General features: G+C 68.9%; 29 protein-coding genes and 1 pseudogene. 28 read left to right on the top strand and 2 right to left on the bottom strand.

Features of this window, described 5'->3' with window-relative positions; all coding sequences use genetic code 11:
• Nucleotides 1-44: 44 nt before the first annotated feature.
• From pilM to GBA63_RS10595, 17 genes and pseudogenes are all read left to right on the top strand, one after another.
• Complete coding sequence (gene pilM / locus GBA63_RS24175; RefSeq protein ID WP_323127041.1) at nucleotides 45-515, top strand: pilus assembly protein PilM; 471 nt, start codon at nucleotides 45-47, stop codon at nucleotides 513-515.
• Nucleotides 512-1,246, top strand: coding sequence for a PilN domain-containing protein (locus tag GBA63_RS10670; RefSeq protein WP_166175934.1), 735 nt, complete (start codon nucleotides 512-514; stop codon nucleotides 1,244-1,246). Before pilM ends, GBA63_RS10670 begins: the two co-directional genes overlap by 4 nt.
• Nucleotides 1,246-1,899 carry a type IV pilus inner membrane component PilO gene (locus GBA63_RS10665; RefSeq protein ID WP_166175932.1) on the top strand — a complete coding sequence of 218 codons (654 nt, stop codon included), beginning with the start codon at nucleotides 1,246-1,248 and terminating at the stop codon, nucleotides 1,897-1,899. The genes GBA63_RS10670 and GBA63_RS10665 overlap by 1 nt, the downstream gene beginning before the upstream one ends.
• Nucleotides 1,892-2,641 (top strand): hypothetical protein, encoded by a 750-nt coding sequence (locus tag GBA63_RS10660; RefSeq protein WP_166175930.1) that lies wholly within the window; start codon nucleotides 1,892-1,894, stop codon nucleotides 2,639-2,641. Before GBA63_RS10665 ends, GBA63_RS10660 begins: the two co-directional genes overlap by 8 nt.
• Nucleotides 2,642-2,712: 71 nt before the next feature.
• Complete coding sequence (gene aroC, locus GBA63_RS10655) at nucleotides 2,713-3,879, top strand: chorismate synthase (RefSeq protein ID WP_166175928.1); 1,167 nt, start codon at nucleotides 2,713-2,715, stop codon at nucleotides 3,877-3,879.
• A 3-nt stretch (nucleotides 3,880-3,882) separates the two neighbouring features.
• The gene (locus GBA63_RS10650) at nucleotides 3,883-4,386 is read left to right on the top strand and encodes a shikimate kinase (protein ID WP_166175926.1); all 504 of its coding nucleotides are present in this window, start codon (nucleotides 3,883-3,885) and stop codon (nucleotides 4,384-4,386) included.
• Nucleotides 4,368-4,976, top strand: a complete 609-nt coding sequence (locus tag GBA63_RS23975; RefSeq protein ID WP_166175924.1) for a 3-dehydroquinate synthase family protein — start codon at nucleotides 4,368-4,370, stop codon at nucleotides 4,974-4,976. The genes GBA63_RS10650 and GBA63_RS23975 overlap by 19 nt, the downstream gene beginning before the upstream one ends.
• Entirely contained in the window at nucleotides 4,969-5,442 is a 474-nt protein-coding gene (locus GBA63_RS23970; RefSeq protein WP_266096316.1) for a 3-dehydroquinate synthase family protein, read from the top strand. Before GBA63_RS23975 ends, GBA63_RS23970 begins: the two co-directional genes overlap by 8 nt.
• Complete coding sequence (locus GBA63_RS23965; RefSeq protein WP_166175920.1) at nucleotides 5,435-5,644, top strand: type II 3-dehydroquinate dehydratase; 210 nt, start codon at nucleotides 5,435-5,437, stop codon at nucleotides 5,642-5,644. Before GBA63_RS23970 ends, GBA63_RS23965 begins: the two co-directional genes overlap by 8 nt.
• A pseudogene (locus tag GBA63_RS24340) lies at nucleotides 5,604-5,780 on the top strand (type II 3-dehydroquinate dehydratase); the annotation flags it as partial. The gene GBA63_RS23965 and the pseudogene GBA63_RS24340, both read left to right, overlap by 41 nt.
• 193 nt (nucleotides 5,781-5,973) lie before the next feature.
• Nucleotides 5,974-6,531 (top strand): elongation factor P, encoded by a 558-nt coding sequence (gene efp / locus GBA63_RS10625; RefSeq protein ID WP_166175918.1) that lies wholly within the window; start codon nucleotides 5,974-5,976, stop codon nucleotides 6,529-6,531.
• Between the two features lie 22 nt (nucleotides 6,532-6,553).
• Nucleotides 6,554-6,964: a transcription antitermination factor NusB gene (gene nusB, locus GBA63_RS10620; RefSeq protein ID WP_166175916.1), complete on the top strand. Its 411-nt coding sequence runs from the start codon at nucleotides 6,554-6,556 to the stop codon at nucleotides 6,962-6,964.
• On the top strand, nucleotides 6,957-7,856 hold the full coding sequence (locus tag GBA63_RS10615; protein ID WP_166175914.1) for a polyprenyl synthetase family protein: 900 nt from the start codon (nucleotides 6,957-6,959) through the stop codon (nucleotides 7,854-7,856). The genes nusB and GBA63_RS10615 overlap by 8 nt, the downstream gene beginning before the upstream one ends.
• Before the next feature lie 9 nt (nucleotides 7,857-7,865).
• A complete protein-coding gene (locus tag GBA63_RS10610; RefSeq protein ID WP_166175912.1) occupies nucleotides 7,866-8,657 on the top strand; it encodes a TlyA family RNA methyltransferase in 792 nt (263 codons plus the stop codon).
• Nucleotides 8,650-9,459, top strand: a complete 810-nt coding sequence (locus GBA63_RS10605; protein ID WP_166175910.1) for an NAD(+)/NADH kinase — start codon at nucleotides 8,650-8,652, stop codon at nucleotides 9,457-9,459. Before GBA63_RS10610 ends, GBA63_RS10605 begins: the two co-directional genes overlap by 8 nt.
• Nucleotides 9,459-11,123, top strand: a complete 1,665-nt coding sequence (gene recN, locus GBA63_RS10600; RefSeq protein WP_166175908.1) for a DNA repair protein RecN — start codon at nucleotides 9,459-9,461, stop codon at nucleotides 11,121-11,123. Before GBA63_RS10605 ends, recN begins: the two co-directional genes overlap by 1 nt.
• 327 nt (nucleotides 11,124-11,450) lie before the next feature.
• The gene (locus GBA63_RS10595) at nucleotides 11,451-11,873 is read left to right on the top strand and encodes an ester cyclase (protein WP_228282540.1); all 423 of its coding nucleotides are present in this window, start codon (nucleotides 11,451-11,453) and stop codon (nucleotides 11,871-11,873) included.
• A 135-nt stretch (nucleotides 11,874-12,008) separates the two neighbouring features.
• Here GBA63_RS10595 and GBA63_RS10590 read toward each other — a convergent pair whose 3' ends face one another.
• On the bottom strand, nucleotides 12,009-12,887 hold the full coding sequence (locus tag GBA63_RS10590) for a DMT family transporter (RefSeq protein WP_166175904.1): 879 nt from the start codon (nucleotides 12,885-12,887) through the stop codon (nucleotides 12,009-12,011).
• Between the two features lie 161 nt (nucleotides 12,888-13,048).
• Nucleotides 13,049-13,180 carry a hypothetical protein gene (locus GBA63_RS23960; protein WP_266096301.1) on the bottom strand — a complete coding sequence of 44 codons (132 nt, stop codon included), beginning with the start codon at nucleotides 13,178-13,180 and terminating at the stop codon, nucleotides 13,049-13,051.
• Nucleotides 13,181-13,596: 416 nt separating this feature from the next.
• On the opposite strand from GBA63_RS23960, the gene GBA63_RS10585 reads away from it, so the two are divergent.
• The 11 genes from GBA63_RS10585 (at nucleotide 13,597) to der (ending at nucleotide 23,038) form a co-directional block, all read left to right on the top strand.
• A complete protein-coding gene (locus GBA63_RS10585) occupies nucleotides 13,597-15,261 on the top strand; it encodes a CTP synthase (protein ID WP_166175902.1) in 1,665 nt (554 codons plus the stop codon).
• Nucleotides 15,262-15,293: 32 nt separating this feature from the next.
• A complete protein-coding gene (locus GBA63_RS10580; protein WP_166175900.1) occupies nucleotides 15,294-15,794 on the top strand; it encodes a hypothetical protein in 501 nt (166 codons plus the stop codon).
• A gap of 88 nt (nucleotides 15,795-15,882) precedes the next feature.
• Complete coding sequence (locus GBA63_RS23215; protein ID WP_207957194.1) at nucleotides 15,883-16,470, top strand: Rossmann-fold NAD(P)-binding domain-containing protein; 588 nt, start codon at nucleotides 15,883-15,885, stop codon at nucleotides 16,468-16,470.
• Entirely contained in the window at nucleotides 16,392-17,015 is a 624-nt protein-coding gene (locus tag GBA63_RS23210; protein ID WP_207957267.1) for a Rossmann-fold NAD(P)-binding domain-containing protein, read from the top strand. Before GBA63_RS23215 ends, GBA63_RS23210 begins: the two co-directional genes overlap by 79 nt.
• Nucleotides 17,012-17,746 (top strand): segregation and condensation protein A, encoded by a 735-nt coding sequence (locus GBA63_RS10570; RefSeq protein WP_166175898.1) that lies wholly within the window; start codon nucleotides 17,012-17,014, stop codon nucleotides 17,744-17,746. The genes GBA63_RS23210 and GBA63_RS10570 overlap by 4 nt, the downstream gene beginning before the upstream one ends.
• Entirely contained in the window at nucleotides 17,743-18,348 is a 606-nt protein-coding gene (gene scpB, locus GBA63_RS10565) for an SMC-Scp complex subunit ScpB (protein WP_166175896.1), read from the top strand. The genes GBA63_RS10570 and scpB overlap by 4 nt, the downstream gene beginning before the upstream one ends.
• Nucleotides 18,349-19,050: a pseudouridine synthase gene (locus tag GBA63_RS10560; protein WP_166175894.1), complete on the top strand. Its 702-nt coding sequence runs from the start codon at nucleotides 18,349-18,351 to the stop codon at nucleotides 19,048-19,050.
• Nucleotides 19,047-20,387: a 3-phosphoshikimate 1-carboxyvinyltransferase gene (gene aroA, locus GBA63_RS10555; protein ID WP_166175892.1), complete on the top strand. Its 1,341-nt coding sequence runs from the start codon at nucleotides 19,047-19,049 to the stop codon at nucleotides 20,385-20,387. Before GBA63_RS10560 ends, aroA begins: the two co-directional genes overlap by 4 nt.
• 32 nt (nucleotides 20,388-20,419) lie before the next feature.
• Nucleotides 20,420-21,085 (top strand): (d)CMP kinase, encoded by a 666-nt coding sequence (gene cmk / locus GBA63_RS10550; RefSeq protein WP_166175890.1) that lies wholly within the window; start codon nucleotides 20,420-20,422, stop codon nucleotides 21,083-21,085.
• Between the two features lie 7 nt (nucleotides 21,086-21,092).
• Entirely contained in the window at nucleotides 21,093-21,737 is a 645-nt protein-coding gene (locus GBA63_RS10545) for a lysophospholipid acyltransferase family protein (RefSeq protein ID WP_166175888.1), read from the top strand.
• On the top strand, nucleotides 21,734-23,038 hold the full coding sequence (gene der, locus GBA63_RS10540) for a ribosome biogenesis GTPase Der (RefSeq protein ID WP_166175886.1): 1,305 nt from the start codon (nucleotides 21,734-21,736) through the stop codon (nucleotides 23,036-23,038). The genes GBA63_RS10545 and der overlap by 4 nt, the downstream gene beginning before the upstream one ends.
• Nucleotides 23,039-23,126 lie beyond the last annotated feature (88 nt).

Here is a 23,126-nt window from a genome sequence, read left to right as displayed (position 1 = left end):
GTCGTCGCCGAGGGGGAGATGCCGGTCATGGCTCGCTTCGTCCCATCGGCCTCTCGGATTTCGTCGCCGCCGTCGCGGAGGCCGCCGACCTGCCCGACGACGAGGCCGAGAGGCGGGCCCTCGACCCCCGCACCGGCCTCGGCGACGAGCCGGAGTACGGGGAGCCCGAGACCGAAGTCGTCGGGGACGAGGCGTGGGACCCGGCGCTCGCCTACGACGCGCGGCGGGGGCTCGAGGCCGCGGCCGGGGAGCTGGCCGAGGAGGTGCAGAGGTCCGTCGACCACCACCACGCCCAGCCCGGCGCCAGGGAAGTCTCCCGCGTCGTGATCTCCGGCGAGGGGGCCCTGATCTCCGGCCTCGACACGTTCCTCGGGGAGCGTCTCGGCCTGCCGGCGGAGCGGGCCAGGCCGGCCGAGAGGCTCTCCGCCAACCGCTCCAACGTCTCCGACGAGCAACTCAGCGCCATGGAACCCGTGCTCGCAGTGGCGATGGGCCTCGCGATGGAGGAAGCTTGAGGCGCGTCAACCTCATCCCGCCGGAGGACCGCAGGGGCCGGGTGGAAGGGCTGCCGGGCGGCACCGCGGGCCTGCTGCTCGTCGCGGGGGCCGCGTTAATACTGCTCTTTGTCGGCATCTACTTCGTTTTCTTGCTCAGGCTCAACAACGTAGAGAGCCAGGTCGCGGAGCTGGACGGCAGGATCTCAGAGCAAAACAGCCGCCTGGCCGAGCTCTCCCCGTATCGGGACCTGCGCGAGCGTCTGGACGAGAAGCGCCCCGTGGCCGACGGTATTTTCAGGACCCGCTTCCCCTGGGACGACTTCTTTCAGGGCCTCGCCTTCGTAGTGCCCGAGACGACCGCGCTCCAGACCCTCACGGGCGAGGCCGCGCCGGTGGACGTCGAGGCCCCGGCCGAGCAGCCCCTTGATCCCCCCGGCGCGGTGACCTTCACGGGGGTCGCCCTGCCCGAGTACGAGAACGTCGCGGACTTCGTCATCAGGATGAACAACCTAGAGCACCTCTCCAACGCGCAACTCAACTCCGCCGAGCTCGACAGGGAGAGCTTTGCCGAGCCCGCCATAGCGTTCGAGGTCGCCTCCGAACTCGTGACGGTCTCGGGCGAGCGGGGCACGGAGGTCCGCATAGAGGGCGGCAGCCCGGCCGAGGTGGCCGAGGCGCCCGAGCCCATCGAAGTCGCGCGGTCGGGCTCCGTGTCGGAAGACCAGTACGCGGGGGAGGCGTCTCCCTGATGGATACCCGTCAGCGGAACCTGATCCTGCTCGGCGTCCTCGGCATCATCGCCCTGGGTGTCGCCTTCTACTTTCTCTTCCTCGGGCCGCTTCTCACCAACCTAGAGGAGCAGGTCCAGGCGCGAGAGGACCGCCAGGCGCAACTCCAGCAACTCGAAGCCGAGGTGGCGCAGCTCGAGGAGGTACGGCGTAATTCTCCTGAGCTCCAGCGCCAGTTGCTCGAGCTCAGCAAACGCATCCCGAGCCAACCGGAGGTCGATACGCTGACCTTCCAGATAGAGGAGATAGCGGAGGCCGCCGAAGTAACCCAGACGGAGGTGGTGCGCGGCGACCCCGAGCCGCCCGAGGGCGGTGGCGACTTTACCGTTCAACCGATTACAATGTCTTTTGAAGGCACCTACGAGGAGTTGCAGGACTTCCTTACCCGGGCCGATGCGCTGGTCCGGCTGGTGACCATAAACGAAGTGAATTACGAGATCGCGGAGGAAGGCACGACAGCGGCACCTGAGATCGAACAGCTCCTTCTCGTACAGATAGAGGCCGAGGTCTACTATCAGCCCACCGGCGTGTCCGACGGGACCGCGCCCGTGGCGCCCGGCGCCCCCGAGTCGACCACGGGCTCCGCGCCGGCGGAGGCTACCGACGGTGGATAGGCTAAGGGAACTCTGGGGTACGTTCTTCGACGCCTTCGTGCGGGAGAACAGGGTCCTGCCGCCCGTGATCGCCCTCTTCGCCATCCTGCTCTTCGCCTGGGTGGTGGCTGGCGTCTTCGTGGACGAGTCCGGCGATAACAACTCGACCGGCGACGCCGACCTGGTGCAGTCCAGGGAACCGTCAGGGGACACGCCCGTCGCCCCGCAAGCCGAAGACCGCGACGCGGACTCCTACGCCGCGTACCGCAACAAGGACCCCTTCCGCCGGCTCTTCGCCCCGGCCGAGTCGACCACCGACGATACCTCCCAGGAAAACACGACGGACCAGACGGGCACCGGCGAAACTACCAACGATGAGACCACCACCCCGAACGAGACCACCACGGGCAACGGGGGCGGCGGAACCGGTGACGGAACCGGTAGCGGGACCGGTGAAAACGGCGATGGACAGCGCTCCAGGAGGGATTCGGACGGCGACGGGCTGACGAACCGGCAGGAGGAGAGGCTCGGCCAGGACCCGCGCGACCCGGACACCGACGGCGACGGGATACAGGACGGCGCGGACGACTCGAACGACGACGGCGTCCCGACGGCCAGGGCGGCAACAACGCCGGCGGCGGCGGGGTGGTGCCGGTGGAGGCGGGGCCGGGGGCAACGGCGGCGGAGGGGAGGCGGAGCCGGCGGCGGGAGCGGAGCCGACGACGAGCTCTTCGACAGCGGGGGAACACTTTACCCCGGGTAGCGGAAGACTCGGGCGGCGTGGTTTATATTAGCGGGGATGCGTAGGACACCGTTTCTAGTTCGGGGGCACGATTGAGGTTCGGTTTTTCGACCGCGGGTGAGTCGCACGGTCCGGGTGAGGTTACCCTGGTGCATGGGGTTCCGGCCGGGCTCGGGCTGTTGGCGGAGGACGTGGACCGCGACCTCGCCCGCAGGCAGCAGGGCTACGGCCGGGGCGGTCGGCAGAAGATAGAGAAAGACAAGGTCGAGTTTTTGGGCGGGGTGCGCCACGGTTACACGCTCGGGTCTCCCGTGGCGATGCTCGTGCGCAACAGGGACTACGCCAACTGGGAGCACCGCATGTCCCCGGCGCCGGTCGAGGACCCGCCGGATCCCATAACCCTCCCGAGGCCCGGGCACGCAGACCTCGCCGGTATGCAGAAGTACGCCTTCGACGACCTGCGCAACGTGCTGGAGCGCTCCAGCGCCCGCGAGACGACGGCCCGCGTCGCCGCCGGCGGCGTCGCCAAGAAGCTCCTCTCCGACTTTGGGGTCGAGATCCACAGCGCCGTCTACCGCATAGGTACCGTCGCCTACCCCAAGGAACGGGCCGTCGTTGACGCCGCCCGCGCCGACGAGTCCGAGGTCCGTTGCCCGGACCCGGAGGTCTCCGAAAGAATGAAAGAGGAGATCGACGCGGCCCGCTACGCCAGGGACGCGCTCGGCGGCGAGTTCGTCGTCGTCGCCCACGGTTGCCCGCCGGGGCTCGGCTCCTACGTGGACTGGCGCGACAAGGTCGACGCCCGGCTCGCGGCGGCGATCCTCTCCATAAACGCCATGAAGGGCGTCGAGTTCGGGATGGGCTTCGGGCTCGCCGCGAAACGGTCCAGCGAGGTGCAGGACGAGATCCTGGCCGAGAACGGCCACCTCGCCCGCGCGAGCAACCGCCTCGGCGGCATCGAGGGCGGCATGACCAACGGCGAGCCCGTCGTGGTCTCGGCCGCCATGAAGCCGATCTCGACGATAGCCAAACAACTCAGGACGGTGGACATCTCCACGGGCGAGGAGACGAAGGCCTTCAAGGAGAGGGCCGACTCCTGCGCCGTGCCGGCCGCCGCCGTTATCGGGGAGTCGATGGTGGCGGTAGTCCTCGCCGAGGCGTTCCTCGAGAAGTTCGGCGCGGACAACATGACGGACATCCGCGCCGCCCACGACTCCTACGCCCGGCGCCTCGCAGAGGCGGGCGTGGCGGCCCGCTGAGGCTTGCCGGGACACGTGGCCATCGTCGGCTACATGGGTAGCGGCAAGACGACCGTGGGGCGCCTGCTCGCCCGAAACACCGGACGCGCCTTCGTCGACCTCGACGCGGAGGTCTCGCGAAGGGCCGGTGTCTCGATACCCGGGATCTTCGCCGAACACGGAGAGGAACGCTTTAGAGACATCGAACGGGAAGCCCTCCTGGAAGCCCTCGCCAGGGAAGAGAATTGCGTCGTCTCCTGCGGCGGCGGCGCCGTCTTGCGTCCGGAGAACCGCGCCGCCCTGCGCGGCACGCCGACGGTCTTTCTGCGCGAGGACATCGACGTCCTCTACGCCCGCACCCGCGGCGCCAACCGTCCCCTCAGGGGCGGCTCCAGGGAAGACTTCGCCCGGCGCTACGCCGAAAGACTGCCCCTGTATCAAGAAGTCGCCGACGTCGAGGTCGACGCGGACGGCCGCAGCGCCGCCGCAGTAGTCGAGGAGGTAGAGCGGTGCCTGTCGAGACTATAGAAGTCCCGGTTTCCTCTCCCTACCCGGTGTTCCTCGGCGACGACCTCGACCCCGCCGGGACGATCTCGCAGGCGTCGCGGCCGGGTTCGTGCGTCGTGCTGACGGACTCGAACGTCGGGCCCCTGCACGCCGAGGTTTTGCAAAGGTCCCTCGAAGAGGCGGGCTGGCGGGTCCTCGGCGCGGTCGAGGTGCCCGCCGGGGAGTCATCCAAGGACATCGGCACGTACGCCGACGCCGTCGGCCGCCTCGCCAGGCTCGGTCTTACGCGTGACGGGACCGTCTTCGCCCTCGGCGGCGGCGTCGTCGGGGACCTCGGCGGGTTCGTGGCCGCAACCTTCATGCGCGGCGTCGACCTGGTGATGCTGCCGACGTCGCTTCTCGCGATGGTCGACAGCGCCGTCGGCGGCAAGACGGGCCTGGATCTGCCGGAGGGCAAGAACCTCGTCGGCTCCTTCGTCAGGCCGCGCGCCGTCCTGGCGGATACGCGCTGGCTCGCGACACTCCCGGACGCCGAGATCTCCAACGGCCTGGCCGAGGTCGTGAAGATGGGCCTGCTCTGCGGGGAGATTTCTTCGAGGACCTATCCCTGATCCCGCGGCCCGCGCGGGCGATGCGGAAGCTCTCCGCGCCTTGATCCGTCACTCCGTCGGCTTCAAGGCCGCCGTCGTCGGCGAGGACGAGCTGGAAGGGGGCCGCCGCGCGACCCTCAACTACGGCCACACCATCGGCCACGCCCTCGAAGCCGCAGCAGCCTTCGCCCTCCCGCACGGCTCGGCCATCTCGGCCGGCATGGTCGCCGCCGCCCGCCTCTCGCGCTCGCGCTTCGCCACCGACCTTACCGGACTCCACGAAGACCTCCTCCGCTCCGCGGGCCTCCCCCTTGGTGCCCCCGGCGTGGACGGGGAGGCCGCGCTCGCCGCCATGGCCCGCGATAAGAAGAGATCCATCAAGACCGGCCACCGCTTCGTGCTTCTCCGGGACATCGGAGACCCGGTCTACGGCGTCCCCGTAAGCGACGACGAGGCCCGCCGCGAGCTAGGCGCCCTCGTTGGCTAGCGTCCACGTCCTGAACGGCGTCAACCTCGGCTCCCTCGGGACCCGCCGTCCCGAGGTTTACGGCACCCTAACCCTGAACGACATAGAGAGGGGCTTGCGAGAAGCCTTCCCGAAGGTCGACTTCGAGTTCAGGCAGACCGACTACGAGGGGAGATGGTGGGCTGGGTGCGGGAGGCGGCCGTATCCTCGGGGCTCGTCGTGAACCCGGGGCATGGACGCACTACTCGTACGCCCTGCACGACGCCCTGGAGGCCGTAGATGTACCCAAAGTAGAGGTACACCTCTCGAACGTTCACGCGAGGGAGGAGTGGCGGCGGCGGTCCGTGGTCTCGCCGGCGGTTGACGCGGTAGTCGCGGGCATGGGTGGGTGGGGGTACAGGGCCGCCGTGGGGTACGTGCTCGGGCGGTCCGGCGGGGATAGCCCGGGCCGGATCTGTGCGATAATATCGCGGCGCTATTGCGGCGTGAGCGCCGGGTTTGCGGCACTTGGTCACACCACGAAGACGAAGCGTCTCGAAGGGGACTTCGGGGATGATATCCACCAACCAGTTCAGGAACGGCGCCGCCATCCGCGTCGACGGCAAGCGGTTTACGATCCTGTATTTCCAGCACGTCAAGCCGGGCAAGGGCGGGGCCTTCGTCAGGACGCGTCTGAGAAACATAGACACGGGCGCCCAGATCGAGAAGACCTTCCGCGCCGGGGAGAAGCTGGAGAGCGTGAGGACCGAATCGCGCCCGATGACCTACCTGTACAAGGACGGCGACCTGCTCCACTTCATGGACTCGGACACCTACGACCAGGTGGCGGTGCCCGCCGAGGCCGTTGGGGACGCGGCGGGCTACATCGTCGAAGGCGGGACGGTAAGCGTCCTCTCCGCCGACGGGGAGGTCGTGAGCGTCGAGCCGCCCCCTCACGTGGACCTCGAAGTCACCCAGACAGACCCCGGGCTCAAGGGCGACACCGCGACGGGCGGGAGCAAGCCCGCGACGCTCGAGACGGGCGTCGTCGTGCAGGTCCCCCTGTTCGTCAACACCGGCGAGAGGGTTCGGGTGGACACGCGTTCCAACGAGTACCTCACGAGGGTCTAGCGCCCATGAAAGCGAGAGACCTTTGAGGCGGCGGACCGCGCGCAAGCAGGCGTTCCTGGCCCTCTACCAGAGCGACGTGACGGAGAGGCCCCTCGGGGCGACCGTGGCGCGGTGGCGGGAGTACAGGGGGAGCATGGACGAGTACGCCGTCGGGCTTCTGCGCGGCGTGGAGGCCGAGAAAGAGTCGCTCGACGGGTTGCTCTCCGAAGTCTCCGAGGGGTGGCCGGTCCACAGGATGGGCGCGGTGGAGCGCTCGATCCTGCGCCTCGGGCTCTACGAGATGCTCCACGTGGAAGACGTTCCCCCGGAGGTCGCCGTCGGTGAGGCCGTCGAGCTCGCGAAGGGCTTCTCCGGCGACGAGGCGCCCGCCTTCGTCGGCGGCGTCCTGCGCGGCGCGGAGGGAAGGGTCCACGGCGGGGTCTCCCATGGTTAGCAGGCTGAAGACCGGGCTCCGCTGGGAGTCCCACCGGCGGACGTTCGAGGGGTACTTGAAGGGCCTGCGGTTTACCGAAGAGCCGCGCCTGGCGAGCCTCGAAGAGGCGATGAGGTACTCCATGCTCGCCGGCGGCAAGCGGGTCAGGCCGACGCTGTGCATGGAATCTGCCTGGATCTTCGGTGGGGAGCCTGAGCGCGTGCTCCCTTCCGCGGCCGCAATAGAGCTCATCCACACGTATTCCCTGATCCACGACGACCTCCCGGCCATGGACGACGACGACTTCCGCCGGGGCAGGCCGACCGCCCACAAGAAGTACGGCGAGGCGATGGCGATACTCTCCGGCGACGCGTTCTTCGGGGAGGCCTTGACGCTGATCACCGTCCACCAGAGAGCCGGGTGCGGCCAGATCCTGGAGGTCGTGCGCGAGCTTGCCAGCTCGACGGGGGTAAACGGGATGGTCGGGGGGCAGATCCTCGACATGGAGCAGACCGGCAGGGGTGACGGGACGGACGTCGAGACCCTCAACCTCATCCACAAATACAAGACGGGCGCCCTGATCAAGTCGAGCGTCCGAATAGGCGCGATCCTTGCCGGCGCCTCCGAGGCGGAGCAGGCCGCCGTGAGCGAGTACGCGGCCGAGCTCGGCCTCTGCTTCCAGATAGTGGACGACGTCCTGAACGCGACCGCCACCCGAGAGGAGCTGGGCAAGAGCGCCGGCAGCGACGCGGAGCAGGGCAAGGCCACCTTCGTCGGCGTCTACGGGCTCGAAGGCGCGAGAAGCCAGGCCGATGCCTCCGAGGAGCGGGCCCTCGCGGCTTTGGCCCGGGTGGACGGCGACACCTCCGGCCTCGAAGAGATGGCCCGCTTCGTTCGCAACCGGGGGAGCTAGCCGGGCGGCATGAAGGGGACCCCGCAGCGGTTGGACGCCCTGATGGTCGAGCGGGGCCTCGCCGAGAGCCGGAGCCGGGCGCAGGGCCTGATCCTGTCGGGCGCCGTCCGCGTCGGCGACGAAGTGGTCACCAAAGCAGGCTCCCGCGTCTTTTCCGACCAGGCGCTCTCCGTGAGCGGCGGCGACCGCTTCGTCTCCCGCGCCGGAGAGAAGCTCGACGCCGCCCTGGACGATTTCGGGATAGACCTACAGGGCCGGTCCTGCCTGGACGCGGGCGCCTCCACGGGCGGGTTCACCGACGTCCTGCTGCAGCGGGGGGCCGGGCGTGTGATCTCGGCCGACGTGGGCTACGGGCAACTCGCCTGGTCTTTGAGAAACGACCCGAGGGTGACGGTCATGGAGCGTACGAACGTCAGGCACCTGCGCGGCGAAGACCTGCCTTTCGACCCCGACTTCCTCGTCGCCGACCTCTCGTTCATCTCGCTAACCGTGGCCCTCAGAATGCTTCTCTCGACTACACCCTCGCTCCGGGAGGCCGTGGTCCTCGTGAAGCCCCAGTTCCAGGCCGGGCCGGAGCTCGTCGGCCGTGGTGGGCTGGTACGCGACCCGGAAGTGCGGGCCGGCGTTATCCTGGGCACGATCTCCGACTTCGCCGCGCTTGACTTCGGCGCCGTGGGCGTGGCGCGGGCGGCGGTTACCGGGCGCCGGTCAGGCAACCAAGAGTACCCGCTGCACCTGCTCAGGGACGAGCCCGGGACCCTGGACGAGGCGCTGGTCCGAAAGGTGGTTGCCGGTGCCTGAAAAGAACGGGGCGGGGGAGGTGCGGCGGGTCGCGATCGTCGCGAACCCGAAGGTGGACGACGGCCACTCCGAGCGGCTCGTGGCCGCGCTCGAGCGCGGCGGGGTAGAGGTAGGGGAGATCAGACCTCAGGGCCAGCCCGACGGGGTGGTCGACCCCGACCTGGTCTTCGTGCTCGGCGGAGACGGGACGATGCTCAAGGCGGCCAGGATGTACCCGGGGCGCGTCCTGCTCGGCGTGAACCTCGGCAAGGTCGGCTTCATGTCGGGGATGCTGCCGGAGGAGATGGAGGCGGGCGTCGAGAAGGTGCTCGAAGGCGGCCTCACCGTGCAGGAGTACAGGATGCTCGAGGTCCGGCGGGAGGGCGCGGAGCCCGAGTTCGCGGCAAACGACGCCGTCCTCATAAAGAAGAGGCCGCACCAGCTCGTCTCCGTGGACGTTACCGTCGGCGGCGAGGAGCTCTTCGCGTTCCGTTGCGACGGTTTCATAGCGGCGACGCCGCTCGGGTCGACGGCCTACGCGCTCTCCGCCGGCGGGCCGATAATCTCCGGGGACGCCGGGTGTTACGTGCTCGTTCCCATAGCGCCCCACGCGCTCGTGAGCAGGCCGCTGGTGCTCGGCGAGGAGCAGGTGGTGGAGCTCGAGATCGTGGACAGGGAGGCGCTTCTGTCCCTGGACGGGGACGATCCGCGCGAGGTTTCGCAGGGGGAGAAGGTGGAGATCCGGCTCTCCGACAGGAGCGTCAGGATCGGGCGCACCGACGACTGGAGCTGGTGGCGGGCCGTCAGGAGGACGTTCTTGTAATGCTGCTCGAGATCTCCGTCGAGAACGTCGCCCTGATCGAAGAAGCAACCCTAGAACTCTCCCCGGGCCTGAACGCCATCACGGGCGAGACTGGCGCTGGCAAGACCCTCCTCGCAACCGCCCTCCAACTCCTCCTGGGCGGCCGGGCCCGCTCGGAGGCCGTCCGCGCCGGCGCCGAGAGGGCGACCGTGGAGGGCACCTTCCTGCTGCCCGAGGCCGCGGGCCCCGAAATGCTCGCCGACGCCCTGGGGGACCTCGCCGAGGAGGTGGACGCCGAGGACGGCCTCGTACTGCGCCGCACGCTCACGGGTGAGGGCCGCTCCCGCTGCTACGTCGGCGGCGTCTCCGTGCCGGTCAGGGCGCTCGGGGCCCTGGGAGAGCGCCTGGTCTCGTACCACAGCCAGAGGGAGCAGGCCCGTCTGACCGAGCCCGCCGAGCAGTTGGAGATCCTGGACGACTTCCTCACCGGCGAAGCCCTCGAGGCCCGCCTGGACCACGAAGAACTGTGGCGCTCGGTCGAGAGGGACCGCCGCGAGCTCGCCGAGGTCCGGGCCTCCGGCGAGGCCCGCCTGCGCGAGGCGGACTTTTTGCGGTTCCAGATCGGCGAGCTCGAAGCGGCGGATTACAGCACCGAAGAGGCGGATAACCTCGCCCGCGAACGCGACCGGTTGCGCAACGTCACCGACCTGCAACAGGCCGCCGCCGCAGCGACCGCGGCGCTCGCCTCCGAGGAGGGTGGGGGCGCCGTGGACTCCGTAGCCCGCGCGCAGGGCGAGCTCGAAACGGCCCTCCGCTTCGACCCGGGCCTCTCGGGCCTGCTCGAACGCCTGGCCGGCCTCTCGGCCGAGCTCGAAGACGTGCTCTACGAGCTTCGCTCCTACGTCGAGGAGCTGGAGGCCGACCCGGCCCGCCTGGAGACCGTGGAGGACCGTATGGCGGCCCTGCGCGCCCTGGAGCGCAAGTACGGCGACGTCGAGGGCTACCTCGAAGACGCCCGCGCCAGGCTCTCGCGTCTCGAGAACCTCGACGAGGAGACGGCCGGCCTCGAAGCCCGGCTCGCCGAAGGGGAGCTGCGCCTCGAAGAACTGGCAGCCACCCTCTCAAAGGGCCGCCGGAAGGCCGCGAAGCGGCTCGCCAAAAAGGTCCAGGAAAACCTGGCCGGTCTCAACCTCGGGAGGACCGAGTTCAGGGCGGGGCTCGTCCCGGCGGAGCCCGGGCCGAAAGGCAGGGAGCGGGTGGAGTTCGAGATCCGGCCAAACCCCGGCGAGCCCGAGCTCCCCGTCAGGCGCTACGCCTCGGGCGGCGAGCTCTCGAGAATTATGCTCGCCATCCGCCTCGCCCAGGAACGCGTCGAACCCGGCGCGACCTACGTCTTCGACGAGGTGGACGCTGGCATCGGCGGCGAGACCGCGACGGCCGTCGGCGCCAAGCTCCGCCAGCTCGGCGAAAAGAACCAGGTGCTCACCATAACCCACCTCCCCCAGATAGCCTCCGAAGCCGCCTCCCACATCGTCGTGGCCAAGGAAGAGACCAGGGGCCGCACCATAACCCGCATAACCCGCGTCACCGGCGAAGACCGCCTCAAGGAGATGGCCCGCATGCTCTCGGGCCGCATCGACGACGCCTCCCTCGCCCACGCCTCAGAACTCCTCGTACGCAAATAGCTTAAGAGCCCCTTCAGTATTTACACACATAATACAGATGCCGCGAAGCCGTTCTCGCGTAGCGCTACCATTCCGGGAAAACCGTATCGTTCCATCCGGTTCGGTGCATCTACATGCGGACCCACAAGATGTTGTGTCGCCTTCTATGCCCCACGGCGTCGTGGCAGGGATCCGGAGGTCTCCAGGGAGCCAGCCTATGCGAGATCCCGTATGCGGAGTTCGGGGAATGTTCCTTCGTCGGGAACCCGTCGAAATTGTGTCTTTAGTATCATAATTGCGGGCAAAGGGTAGCCCTGCCGGGCAAGCGGGACGGGAAGGAGGAGCGTGATGGCCGAAAAAGAGAACAAGATCATCGCTCGGCGCTTCAACGAGGAGGTCTGGGACAAAGGGGACGAAGCCGCTCTGGAGGAGTTGTTCGCGGAGGACGTCGTCGACCACGGTGCCATCCCAGGCCAGCCGTCCGGTCGCGAGGGGCACAAGTATCAGCTCACCCTCTTCCGCAACGCCTTCCCCGACCTGCACGTCACCACCGAGGACATATTCTCGGAAGGGGATAAGGTGGTGAGCCGCTGGACGGCACGCGGCACCCACCAAGGCGAGCTGATGGGCATAGCGCCTACCGGCAATGGGGTCACGATCAAGGGCATAGACGTGCTACGCATCGTTGAGGGCAGGATAGTAGAACGCTGGGCACAATCCAACGACCTGGAGATGATGCAGCAACTCGGCGTCGTCCCCTCGCCAGAGTAGTCCGAGGAAGTTAGCCCAACCTAACCGCCCGAAGTAAGGAGAAACCCCTTTCCGAGAAGCCGTCTCCAGAGGAAACCCCAACCGCATGGTAGACCGGTGTCTTCCGCATGGGGGGCTGAACCATGTCCGGGTTCGTTATCCGCGTTTCACGGTGGCGAGTAGAAGGCCTAGCACGAGGAGGCCCATGCCCCAGACGGCTATGGGGGAAATCCGCTCGCCCAGGATTATGAGGCCGAGCAGGCCGGCGGTCAGAGGTTCCGCGAGGGAGAGGGTGGCCGCCGTCGAGACGGAGACCTTCGAGAGGCCGTTGGCGAACAGGATGTATGCCAGCGCCGTCGCCCCGATGCCGAGTTCGAGGGTGACGGCGATGCCCGCGGTAGACAGGACCCAGGACGGGTCGGAGAAGAACAGGGCCGGCGAGAGCACGACGGCCCCCAGGGTGAACGTTACGCCCATCACGACCGCGTGCGGCCGGTCCTCGAGCATGCCTTTCGCGATCGTGGTGAAGGCGACCAGCCCGCCGCCCGAAAAGACGCAGAGCAGCACCCCGAGGGGATCTGCCGACAGGGGGCCGCCGGAGCCGACGAGAAGCGCGCAGCCGGCGACCGCGAGGGCGGTGGCGCCGAGCCAGCGGGCGTCGGGACGCTTTCCATAGAAGAGGTCGGCGAGCCCCGCCCACACGGGGAGGCTGCCGATGGCCGAGATCGTCCCGAGCGCCACGCCCGTGAGCGAGATGCCCGTGAAGAAGAGCGTCTGGTAGGCGGCGACCAGCACCGCGCACGCGAGCACCGGCAGGGGCGTCCACCGCGTCGACGCCACCGGACCCTTCGCCAGTGCTCCGGAAAGCGCCGCGAACAGGAGCATGGCCGCCCCGCCCACGCCGATCTTGACGACCCCGACGGAGATCGGGTCGGCGGACTGCGGGGCGAACGCCTGGGCCGTGCCGCTCGTTCCCCACAGGGCCGACGCCAAAACGACGAAGAGTGGGCCGTTGGATCTCGAATCGGCCGGCATGGCCCATAGCCTAGCCACTCCGGCCCGATCCGGCCAGCAGGAGCTTCGTGAACAACCGTCGGAGCAGGCAGAGCCTGGAGCCCGACCCGTCAACGCCATCCCGAGCAGGTTCGCCCGCGGCCCCGCCCACAGGCGGGGCCGCGAGCGTCGGTCTTCTCTTGTTACTGGTGGTTGGGGCCGTGGGAGTTGCGGCGGTGGCGGCGGCGACGGTGGGTGTGACGCCGCCTGCGCCTCCGCCTCCTGTCTTCGCGTCCGTCCCTGCTGGCCGGGGCCATATTTGTGAATTTAGCCATGCTGCTCATTTCCTTTCGTAGCTACCCGCGCATTTCTCTCGGCGTTCTTTCTCCAGGTCCACCTCCTCGTAGGTGTTTTCTTGAAGACATGTTCGCCTGGCCCGTCGTGCTTGACATCGCCCGTATAGACGAAATATCCGTGGCCCATTTCCGGTAGGAGCACGCCCGCAAAAGATGCTCGGCACGCGAAGAAGAGCCCGCGGCCCCACCGGTTTCTACAGACGATTTTGCAAAGATAAGCCCTCCCTGTTCCATTCCAGGCCCGTGAGAGGTAATATGGTGTTCCGTGATGTTGAAACGTGCATTTGCGGGTTTTCCTCGGCGCCGGGCGGCGCGTTGATGGTTTCCCTTCATTTTTCGGGTTGTTCAGGAGGTAGAGACGTTACGGTGTTCTGTTTCTCGGGAGCGTGGTGCGGATGAGTGAGACGAAGTATATATTCGTTACGGGCGGGGTCGTGTCGTCCATAGGCAAGGGGACGAGCGCCGCGGCGCTCGGGATGCTCCTGAAAAGCCGGGGCTACAGGGTGGTGCTTCAGAAGTTCGACCCGTACATAAACGTCGACCCGGGCACCATGAACCCGTACCAGCACGGCGAGGTCTTCGTCACCGAGGACGGGGCCGAGACGGACCTCGACCTCGGCCACTACGAGCGCTTTCTGGACGAGAACCTGGGCCGCCTCTCCAACGTTACCACGGGGAGCGTGTACTGGGAGGTCATAAGCCGGGAGCGGCGTGGGGACTACCTCGGGGCCACCGTGCAGGTCATCCCGCACATAACCAACGAGATCAAGAACAGGATAGGCCGCCTCGGGCACGACAACGACGTCGTAATCACCGAGATCGGCGGCACCGTCGGTGACATCGAGAGCCTGCCTTTCCTCGAGGCGATCCGCCAGTTCCGCAACGACGTAGGGCGCAAGAACGTCCTCTACGTCCACGTCTCCTACGTTCCCTACATCGAGGCCGCAGGCGAGCTCAAGACCAAGCCGACCCAGCACTCGGCCCAGCGCCTGCGCGAGATCGGCATAAGCCCAGACGTGCTCGTCTGCCGCGCCGACCGCCCCATGAGCGAGGACATCCGAAAGAAGATAGCCCTCTTCGCCGACACCGAGCTCGACTCCGTTATCCCGGCCGAGGACGCCCCGAGCCTCTACGCCATACCCTTGAGTCTCCACGACGAGGGCCTCGACGATCTGGTCCTCGAGAAGCTCGGGATGGAGGCTCCGCCGGCGGAGCTCGACGAGTGGCGCAGCCTCGTTACCCGCACGCTGGAGGCCGAGCGGAGCGTGAAGGTCGCGATCATCGGCAAGTACATCAAGCTTCAGGACGCCTACCTCTCCGTCGTCGAGGCCCTCGGCCACGCCGCCGGCTCGAACGGGCTGAAAGTGGAACTCGACTGGGTCGACTCGGAGATCCTCGACGATAGGGCATCCACCGAGAAACGCCTGGCCGGGGTGGACGGGGTGCTCGTCCTGCCGGGCTTCGGGCACCGGGGGGCGGAGGGCAAGATCGAGGCCGCCCGCTACGCCAGGGAGACGAACACGCCGTATCTCGGGCTTTGTCTTGGGATGCAGATCGAGGTGATCGAGTTCGCCCGTAACGCCGCCGGCCTCGAGATGGCGAACTCGACCGAGTTCGAGCAGGACACCCCGCATCCCGTCATAGACATAATGCCGGACCAGGTGGGCGTGGACATGGGCGGCACGATGCGCCTCGGCCGCTGGCCCTGCAAGGTGGCCCCGGGTACCCTGGCAGCCAGGGTCTACGGCTCGGACCTCGTCCACGAGCGCCACCGCCACCGCTACGAGGTAAACAACGCCTACCGCGAGGCGCTGGAGGAGGCGGGAATGGTCTTCAGCGGGACCTCGCCCGACGGGAGGCTCGTCGAGATAGCCGAGCTCAAAGACCACCCGTTCTATATAGGGAGCCAGTTCCACCCCGAGTTCAAGAGCCGGCCCCTCCGCCCGCACCCGCTCTTCTTCGGCTTCGTCGAGGCCTGCGGCGCGCAGCAGAAGCCCGCCGCGACGGAACCCGAGCAGGCAACGGCCGAGGCAACGGCCGAGGAGCGGGCGGCCAGCTGAGGGCCGCGCTCCCAGAGACCGGCCGGTTCGGCGTGCTGGTGACCGGCGATGCGGCCGGCACCCTCGCCACGCGGACCGCGGGCCTCATCAGGTTTCACGCGACGCTGGAATGGGACGAGGCTCCTGCCGGGCCGGGATCCTGCCTCCCCGCGCCCGAACCTTTCTTCAAACACGACCTGGAGGAGGTCCTGGACCCGGCCGGCACGCTGCTGCGCATCACCGGCACCATCCTGGCCCCGACCGACCGCGGGCTCGGCGCCGGGCTGGAGCGCGTGATGCGTTCGGTCTCGAACGCCGCGACCCTCTCCGGGGCCGTGCTCGAGATGCGGTCCTTCAAGGAGCGCCGGCCGCGGCCCGCGCCGCCCGGGCCCTTGCAGGCGCTTGCCCTGGACCTCTGGCGCGCCGGCTTTTCTGTTCGCTTTTCGCCCTGCTGGACGCCGGCCCCTTCGAACGTTCTCGCGCTCGGCGTCCACGGCGATGAGGAGGCGCTCCTGGGCTTTTTGCGGGAGAGTGCGCTCTGGGAGCCGTCGTGACGCCGGCCTGGATCGCCGACCGGCTACGGGTTAGTCTTGGGGATGTGACTACGGACGCGCGTACAACGACAGACCGGGGAGCGGGGCTTTGAGGATCGGGGTGCCCAAAGAAAGGACGCCTTGCGAGACGCGCGTCGCGCTCGCCCCGCACGCGGCGCACGAGCTCAGCCGGGCCGGCCACCGCGTGCTCGTGGAGGCCGGGGCGGGGGAGGCGTCCGGAATCTCCGACGAGGCCTACAAGGACGCCGGGGCCCGCGTGGTGGACGACGCCCGCAAGGTGTGGGACGACTCGGAGCTTGTCGTCAAGGTCTACGGGCCAATCGAAGACGAATGGCCGCGCCTTCGGGAGGGCCTGATCCTGCTCTCGTTCCTCTCCCTGCCCGTGAACCGGAGCCTCATGCGGGCGCTGCTCGACTCCCGGTGCATCGCGTTCGCCATGGAGACCGTCAGGAACGGCCCGGGAAGACTGCCCATCCTGGCGCCGATGAGCGAGATCGCGGGCCGCCTCACCCCCCAGATCGGCGCCCACTACCTCCTGCGCCAATCGGGCGGGCGGGCATCCTGCTCGGCGGCGCCACGGGCGTCAGGCCCGGCCGGGTGGTCGTGCTCGGGTGCGGCATCGTCGGCTCGGGCGCGGCCAGGATGGCGAGCGGCCTCGGTGCCCAGGTGGTCGTGATCGACCGCGACGTGGACCGCCTGCGCACCCTGGAACTCGCCCGCATCCCCGGCGTCACGACGCTGGCCGCGAGCGCCCTGGGCATCAAGGACGCGGCGCTGCGGGCCGACCTCCTCATAGGCGCCGTCCACGTGGTCGGCGCCCGCACGCCGGCCCTCGTCGACCGGGAGACGGTCGAGGGGATGAAGGACGGGTCCGTGATCGTGGACGTCGACGTCGACTACGGCGGCTGTGTGGAGACCTCCCGTCCGACAACGCTCGACGACCCCGTCTTCGTGGACGGAGGCGTTATCCACTACTGCGTGAAGAACGTGCCTGCCGCCGTCCCCGTGACCGCCTCCCGCGCCCTGAGCAACGCCCTGCTCCCGTACGTCCGCGCCCTCGCCGGCCACGGCCTCGCCGACGCCCTCAAGGCCGACGAGGGCCTCGGCCGCGGGGTCGCCATAGCGGAGGGAAGGGTCGTCGACCCGGTCCTCGCGAGGGCGACCGGCGCGGACCACAGCCAGCTCTCCTCCGTCCTGCCGCTCCACAGGGAGGCCAGGTGACCTTCGAGTCTGCTGGGCGCTCGCTCGCGGACTTCACCGTAGAGCTCGACGTCTACTCGGGGCCCTACGAGTGGCTGCTCGCCCTGATACTCAAGGACGAGCTCGAGATCTTCGAGGTCCCCCTGCGCGAGCTGGTCGACCTCTACGCCGGCTCCCGCGACCCGGAAGCCCCCAACGCCCTCGACCGCGACACGGACTTCGCGGGCTCCGCGGCGGCCCTGATCCTGCTAAAGAGCCGCACCCTATCGCCGGCGGTAGAACCTGACGCCGAAGGCGACGACGCGGTGGCCGTCTCCCCGGAAGAACTCGCCGAACGCCTGCAGGAGTACCTCAAGATCCGTCGCGCCTCGGAAGACCTCCGCGCGAGGTTCGCCCGCGCCGCGGGCCACTACCCGTCGGCCCACGTCGTGCCGCCGAAACCGGGTCGCCTGCGCGTCGCCGAAGACCGGGTCACGCTCGCGGCCAGGCGCGCCTTCTCCCGCCTTTTGGAGCCGCCCGTAAGACACCTCGGCCCTATAACCGTGACCCTTCAGGAGCTCGCGGGCCTGATCCGGACCTCCCTCCTTCGCGGCCCGGTCTCCTACGAGGAACTGACCCGCAACATGGACCGCCTGCGCTCAGCCGTCGCCTTCGCGGCCGTCCTCTCCCTGGCCCAGGAGGGCTCGGTCAAGCTCGTCCAGCCCGAACCCCTGGGCGCCCTGACCCTGGAACCCCTGGAGACGCCCGGATGACCGAGAACGTCCCCGCCCCCGAGCACCTCATAGAGTCCGTCCTGCTCGTTAGCGCCCGCCCGGTCGGGCCGGACGACCTCTCTTCGGCCACGGATCTCACCCCCGGCGAGGTCGAGGCGGCCCTCGCCACCCTGTCCGAGCGCTACTCGCCCGAAAACTCGGGCGTGGTCCTGCGCGCCGTCGCCGGCGGTTACCTGTTCTCGACGAACCCGGCCTGCTCGGCCGCCGTCGAGCGCTTCCGCGAGGAGGCGAGGCCGACCCCGCTCTCCGGTGCGGCCCACGAGGTGCTCGCCTGCGCGCTCTACCTCGGCCCCCTGACCCGCGGCGCCATCTCCCGCGTCCGGGGCGTCAACTCGGACGCAGTAGTCCGCAACCTCCTCGAACGCGACCTCCTCGCGGAGGTGGGCGCCGACCGCGAAGCCCCGGGCGCTCCCGCCCTCCTCGCCGTCACGGACGAGTTCCTCGCGGCCACCGACGCCGCCTCCCGCGACGACTTCCCCCCGCTCGACTCGCTCGTCTCGCAGGAAGAGCTCGACAGGGTCCGCGAACGCCTCACCTCTCGGGAAGAGATCCCGGCCCAGGCCGGTCCCGAGGCTACCTGAGTGCGCCTGCAGGCTTTCCTCGCCCGCGCGGGCGCCGCCCCCTCCAGGCGCAAGGCGGAGGCCCTGATCGAAGCGGGCCGCCTCACCGTCGACGGCGAGACCGCCGCCCTCGGCCTCTCCGTCACGGGCGACGAGACCATCCTCCTCGACGGGCGCAGGGTCCTCCTTCCGGCCGAACACGCCTACCTGGCCCTGAACAAACCCGCCGGCTACCTCACCACCCTCAAAGACGAACCAGACAGAAACCGCCCCACGGTCGCCGACCTGATGCCCGCCATCCCCGGCCTCGTCCCGGCGGGCCGCCTCGACGCCGACACGACGGGCCTTCTCATCCTCACCAACGACGGCCCGCTCGCCCACCGCATCACCCACCCCTCCTCCGAGATAGAGAAGGAGTACCGCCTGACCCTCAGAAACCCCGTCCCGCCGGGATCCCTCAAAGCCCTCGCCGCGGGCCCAACCCTGGAAGACGGCAGAATGTCCCCGCCAACCATCTCCCACATCCAAAAATCGGGCGCCCAAACAACCGTCCACCTCACCATCCACGAGGGCCGTAACCGCATAATACGACGGGCGTGCGTCGCCGTTGGCCTGCACCTCCTCTCCCTGCAAAGGCTGCGTCTTGGCCCGGTACGACTCGGCAGCCTGTGCGAGGGACGGCATCGCCCGCTGACCGGAGCCGAACTCGAAGGTTTGCGATGAAGCCCGTAAGAGGCGTGCCAGGAATCGATTTCGGCATCCGCGAGGTCAGGGGCGACTTCCCGGAGGAGTTGGAGATCTCCCCGCTCGGCCGCCCCGTGGACGCCGAGGTCCGGGTTCCGGGTTCGAAGAGCGTGACGAACCGGGCCCTGCTGGTCGCGGCGCTGGCCGACGGCGTCTCCGTCGTGCGCAACCCGCTCTTCTCGGACGATCCCTACTACCTGCTCGACGCCCTGGTCCGCCTCGGCTTCGACGTCGGGGCGGACAGGGAGGCCGGCGAGGTCCGGGTCGGGGGGCTCGGCGGAGAGATACCGCGGGGCGGTGTCGAAGTCTTCGTCGGAAACGCCGGCACTGTGGCCCGCTTCCTGCCGCCCGCGCTCGCGCTCGGGCCGGGACCCTACACCGTAGACGGCGTGCCCAGGATGAGGGAGCGCCCGATCCGGGACCTCGTGGACGCCCTGCGCCGGCTGGGCGCCGCCGTCGACTACGCCGAAGATGAAGGCCGCTTCCCCCTGGTCGTCCGCGGCGGCGGCCTCGAGGGCGGCGCGACCCCCGTTCAAGGCGCCGGCAGCAGCCAGTTCGTCAGCGGGCTCCTGATGGCCGCCCCTTACGCGAGGAGAACCGTGAACCTCGACGTACAGGGCAGGGAGAAGTGGCCTTACGTTGGGATCACGGTAGAGGTCATGCGCCGTTTCGGCGTCGAGGTAGGCGTATCCGAAGACCTCAGGAGCCTCGCTGTCGAGCCGGGCGTCTACCGGGCGCGGGCCTTCGAGGTCGAGCCCGATGCCTCCGCCGCGTCTTACTTTATGGCGCTGGCCGCGGTGACGGGCGGACGGGTGCGGGTGCCGGGGCTCGGATCCCGCTCCTCCCAGGGAGATCTCCGTTTCGCCGAAGTCCTCGAAACGATGGGTTGTGAGGTGGAGATCGAGGCGGACGCCGTAGAGGTGCGGGGGACGGAACGACTGCGGGGTGTCGAGGTCGACATGAACGCCTTCTCCGACACCATGATGACGCTCGCCGCGATAGCCCCGTTCGCCTCCACGCCGACCACCATCACCAACGTCGGGCACGCCAGGCACCAGGAGACGGACAGGATCTCGGCCGTGGCGGCGGAGCTCGGGCGGCTCGGGGTCGCGGTCGAGGAGCGGCCCGACGGGCTAAAGATCTTACCCGGCCCCTTGCGTCCGGCCGTCGTCGAGACCTACGGCGACCACCGCGTGGCGATGGCCTTCGCCGTCGCAGGTCTCGCCTCCCCCGACCCCGTCGTGACCATCAGGGACCCCGGCTGCGTCACCAAGACCTTCCCCGGGTACTTCGGCGCCCTCGAATCGCTGCGGTAGCCGCCGGTCTTTCGGCTATACTTCCGGGGTCGATGAAGGGCATTCTGGTAACCATAGACGGTCCCGCGGGCAGCGGGAAGAGTTCGGTCGCGCGGCAGGTAGCCGGGCGGCTCGGCGTCGTCAACCTCAACACGGGCGCGGCCTACAGGGCCGCTGCCCTGCTCGCCCTGCGCGAGAAAGCCGACCTCTCCGACGGGCCCAGGCTCGCCGCCCTCGCCTCCAGGGTCTCCCTCGACCCGGACGGGGCCAGCATAGACGGGGAGCGGGTGGACGAGCCCGACCTCCGCTCGCCCGAGGTCTCGGCCGCCGCCTCCAAAGTCTCCGTCAACGCGGGGCTGCGGGAGGTCCTCTTGCCGGTCCAGCGGGCCGCCGCGTCGGAAGCGAGGGAACGTGGCGGGGCGGTCGTCGAGGGAAGGGACATAGGGACAGTCGTGTTGCCTGACGCGGAGCTCAAGGTGTTTCTGAAGGCGGACCCGGACGAGCGGGCGCGCAGGCGGGCGAAGCAGACCGGGCGGGAGGGCGAGCTCGACCGGATCCGGGAGGCGATCTCACGCCGCGACCGTCAGGACTCAGAGCGCGAGGTCTCGCCCCTGAAGCCGGCCGACGACGCGGTTGTCCTCGACACCACCTCGCTCTCTTTGGAAGAGGTCGTCTCCCAAGTCCTCGACCTCGCGGACGGCCTGCGGCGCGGAGGGTGAGGAACCCTTGACGGCCTTCGAGGGACGGAGCACGCCCACCAGGATGTCCCGCCGCTACGACCTCTTCAGGCGGTTCATGATCCTCCTCTGCAGGCTCCTCTTCGGCCTGACCATCGAAGGCATGGAGAAGGTGCCAAAGGGCGGCCCCCTGGTGGTGGCGGCGAACCACACCCAGTACCCGGACCCCGTCCTCGTCTGCATGGCCGTACCGAGAAGGATGCAGTGGATGGCGAAAAAGCAGCTCTTCGAACCCCCGTACAAGAAGTTCTTCGAGTTCATCGGCTCCTTCCCTGTCGACCGCGAGGGCGGCGGACGCGCGGGTGTCAGGGCCGCGCTCGCCTTCCTCAAAGAGGGGTGGGCGCTCGGCATCTTCCCCGAGGGCACGCACAGGGACGACGGGACGGCCAGGGAGGCAAAGAGCGGCGCCGTTCTTCTCGCCATCAGGGGCGGGGCCCCGGTGCTCCCCGTCTTCGTCGGCAAGATCCCCGGCCCCCGCGCACGCCTGCGCGGCGGGCGCCTGCGCCTTATAGTCGGGGATCCCATGACGCTCGACGCGGGACTCCGCGGCGGCCAGGCGTACCGCGAGGCGGCTGACGACGTGTTGCGCACCATCTACTCGCTGCCGAAACAGAACCGGAAGGGACAGAAGTGAGCCGTCTCCCCGTTGTTGCCGTCGTGGGCGCCCCGAACGTGGGCAAGAGCTCGCTTATAAACAGGATCCTGCGCCGCAGGGACGCCGTCGTCTCCGACCAGCCGGGCACGACCCGCGACCGCTCGTACAACAGGGCCGACTGGGCCGGCGCCGAGTTCGACCTTGTGGACACGGGCGGCATGGTGCCGAGGGCGAAGGTCGGCCTCGAGTCCCTCGTTACGTTGCAGGCTCGGGTCGCCGTCGAGGAGGCGGACGTGATCCTGCACCTCACGGACGCCAGGCTCGGCCCGACGGAGGCCGACGCGGCCATCGCCCGCGAACTGCGCCGCTCCCCCGCCAAGGTGGTCCTCGCCGTCAACAAGCTGGACAACCCCGCCGACGACACCGAACGCCACGGCTTCCACTCTTTGGGCGAGGGAGAGCCCCACGCCGTCTCGGCCATACATGGCCTCGGCGTCGGCGATCTCCTGGACGCCGTCGTCGCGTTGCTGCCGGAGACCCCGGCTGAGGAGGACTCGGATCTCCCCCGGCTCGCCATAGTGGGAAGGCCGAACGTCGGCAAGAGCACGCTCCTGAACCGGCTCCTCGGCGCCGAGCGGGCGGTCGTCTCAGAGGTGGCCGGCACCACCACCGACGCCGTCGCGGGCGAGGTCGAGTTCGAGACGGCCGGCGGGCGTGAGCGTTACCTCCTGCTGGACACGGCCGGGGTGAGCAAGACGGCCAGGAAGGCGAGCGGGGTACCCTACTACTCCTCCCTGCGGACCTCGGGGGCGATCCGGCGCTCGGACGTCTCCCTGCTCCTGGTCGACGCGGTCGAGGGCGTCGTTGCCGGGGACTTGCGGGTTGCGCGCGAGATCCAGGAGTCGGGCCGGGCCTGCGGGGTCCTCGTCAACAAGAGGGACCTCGTTTCGCCCGACCGTCTGCGCGAGGTCGCGGAGGGCGTCGCGGCCCGTCTCACCGACCTCAAGCCCCACTCGCTGCCGATCTCGGCCCTGACCGGGGCCGGTGTGGAAGACGTGCTCCCCTTCGCATCCCGCGTGAGGGCGGCATACAGGCTGCGGGTGCCCACGCACGAGATCGCGGAGTTCGTGAACGCCCTGGTCGACCGCAACGCCCCGCCGAGGGGCGTCAAGATCCGGTACGCCACGCAGACGGGGACCACCCCGCCCCGCTTCACGCTCTTCGCCAACCGCCCGGACGATCTGCCGGACAACTACATCCGCTACGTCGAGAACGCCCTCAGGGAGCGCTACGATTTGTGGGGCGTCGCCGTCGGCGTAAAGGCCAGGAGCAGCCGTTAGCCCACCCGGCGCGGCGGGTACGATAAGGAAGTCTACCGGCGGGTTAGAAGGGGAGAGAGAATGCGTCGAGCTTGGCCTGTGATTTTGG

The sequence above is a fragment of the Rubrobacter tropicus genome (assembly GCF_011492945.1).
Classification (GTDB): Bacteria; Actinomycetota; Rubrobacteria; order Rubrobacterales; family Rubrobacteraceae; genus Rubrobacter_D; species Rubrobacter_D tropicus.
The sequence above is the reverse complement of the archived record's forward strand: the minus strand, read 5'-3'. Positions and strand labels throughout refer to the sequence as shown.

Bases quoted from the DNA above. Each gene is read 5' to 3' on its own strand.
- GBA63_RS10665 (WP_166175932.1), top strand. From the start codon at position 1,246: ATGGATACCCGTCAGCGGAACCTGATCCTGCTCGGCGTCCTCGGCATC.
- efp (WP_166175918.1), top strand. From the start codon at position 5,974: ATGATATCCACCAACCAGTTCAGGAACGGCGCCGCCATCCGCGTCGAC.
- GBA63_RS10615 (WP_166175914.1), top strand. From the start codon at position 6,957: ATGGTTAGCAGGCTGAAGACCGGGCTCCGCTGGGAGTCCCACCGGCGG.
- GBA63_RS10610 (WP_166175912.1), top strand. From the start codon at position 7,866: ATGAAGGGGACCCCGCAGCGGTTGGACGCCCTGATGGTCGAGCGGGGC.
- recN (WP_166175908.1), top strand. From the start codon at position 9,459: ATGCTGCTCGAGATCTCCGTCGAGAACGTCGCCCTGATCGAAGAAGCA.
- GBA63_RS10595 (WP_228282540.1), top strand. From the start codon at position 11,451: ATGGCCGAAAAAGAGAACAAGATCATCGCTCGGCGCTTCAACGAGGAG.
- GBA63_RS10590 (WP_166175904.1), bottom strand. From the start codon at position 12,887: ATGCCGGCCGATTCGAGATCCAACGGCCCACTCTTCGTCGTTTTGGCG.
- GBA63_RS23960 (WP_266096301.1), bottom strand. From the start codon at position 13,180: ATGGCTAAATTCACAAATATGGCCCCGGCCAGCAGGGACGGACGCGAA.
- GBA63_RS10585 (WP_166175902.1), top strand. From the start codon at position 13,597: ATGAGTGAGACGAAGTATATATTCGTTACGGGCGGGGTCGTGTCGTCC.
- scpB (WP_166175896.1), top strand. From the start codon at position 17,743: ATGACCGAGAACGTCCCCGCCCCCGAGCACCTCATAGAGTCCGTCCTG.
- aroA (WP_166175892.1), top strand. From the start codon at position 19,047: ATGAAGCCCGTAAGAGGCGTGCCAGGAATCGATTTCGGCATCCGCGAG.
- cmk (WP_166175890.1), top strand. From the start codon at position 20,420: ATGAAGGGCATTCTGGTAACCATAGACGGTCCCGCGGGCAGCGGGAAG.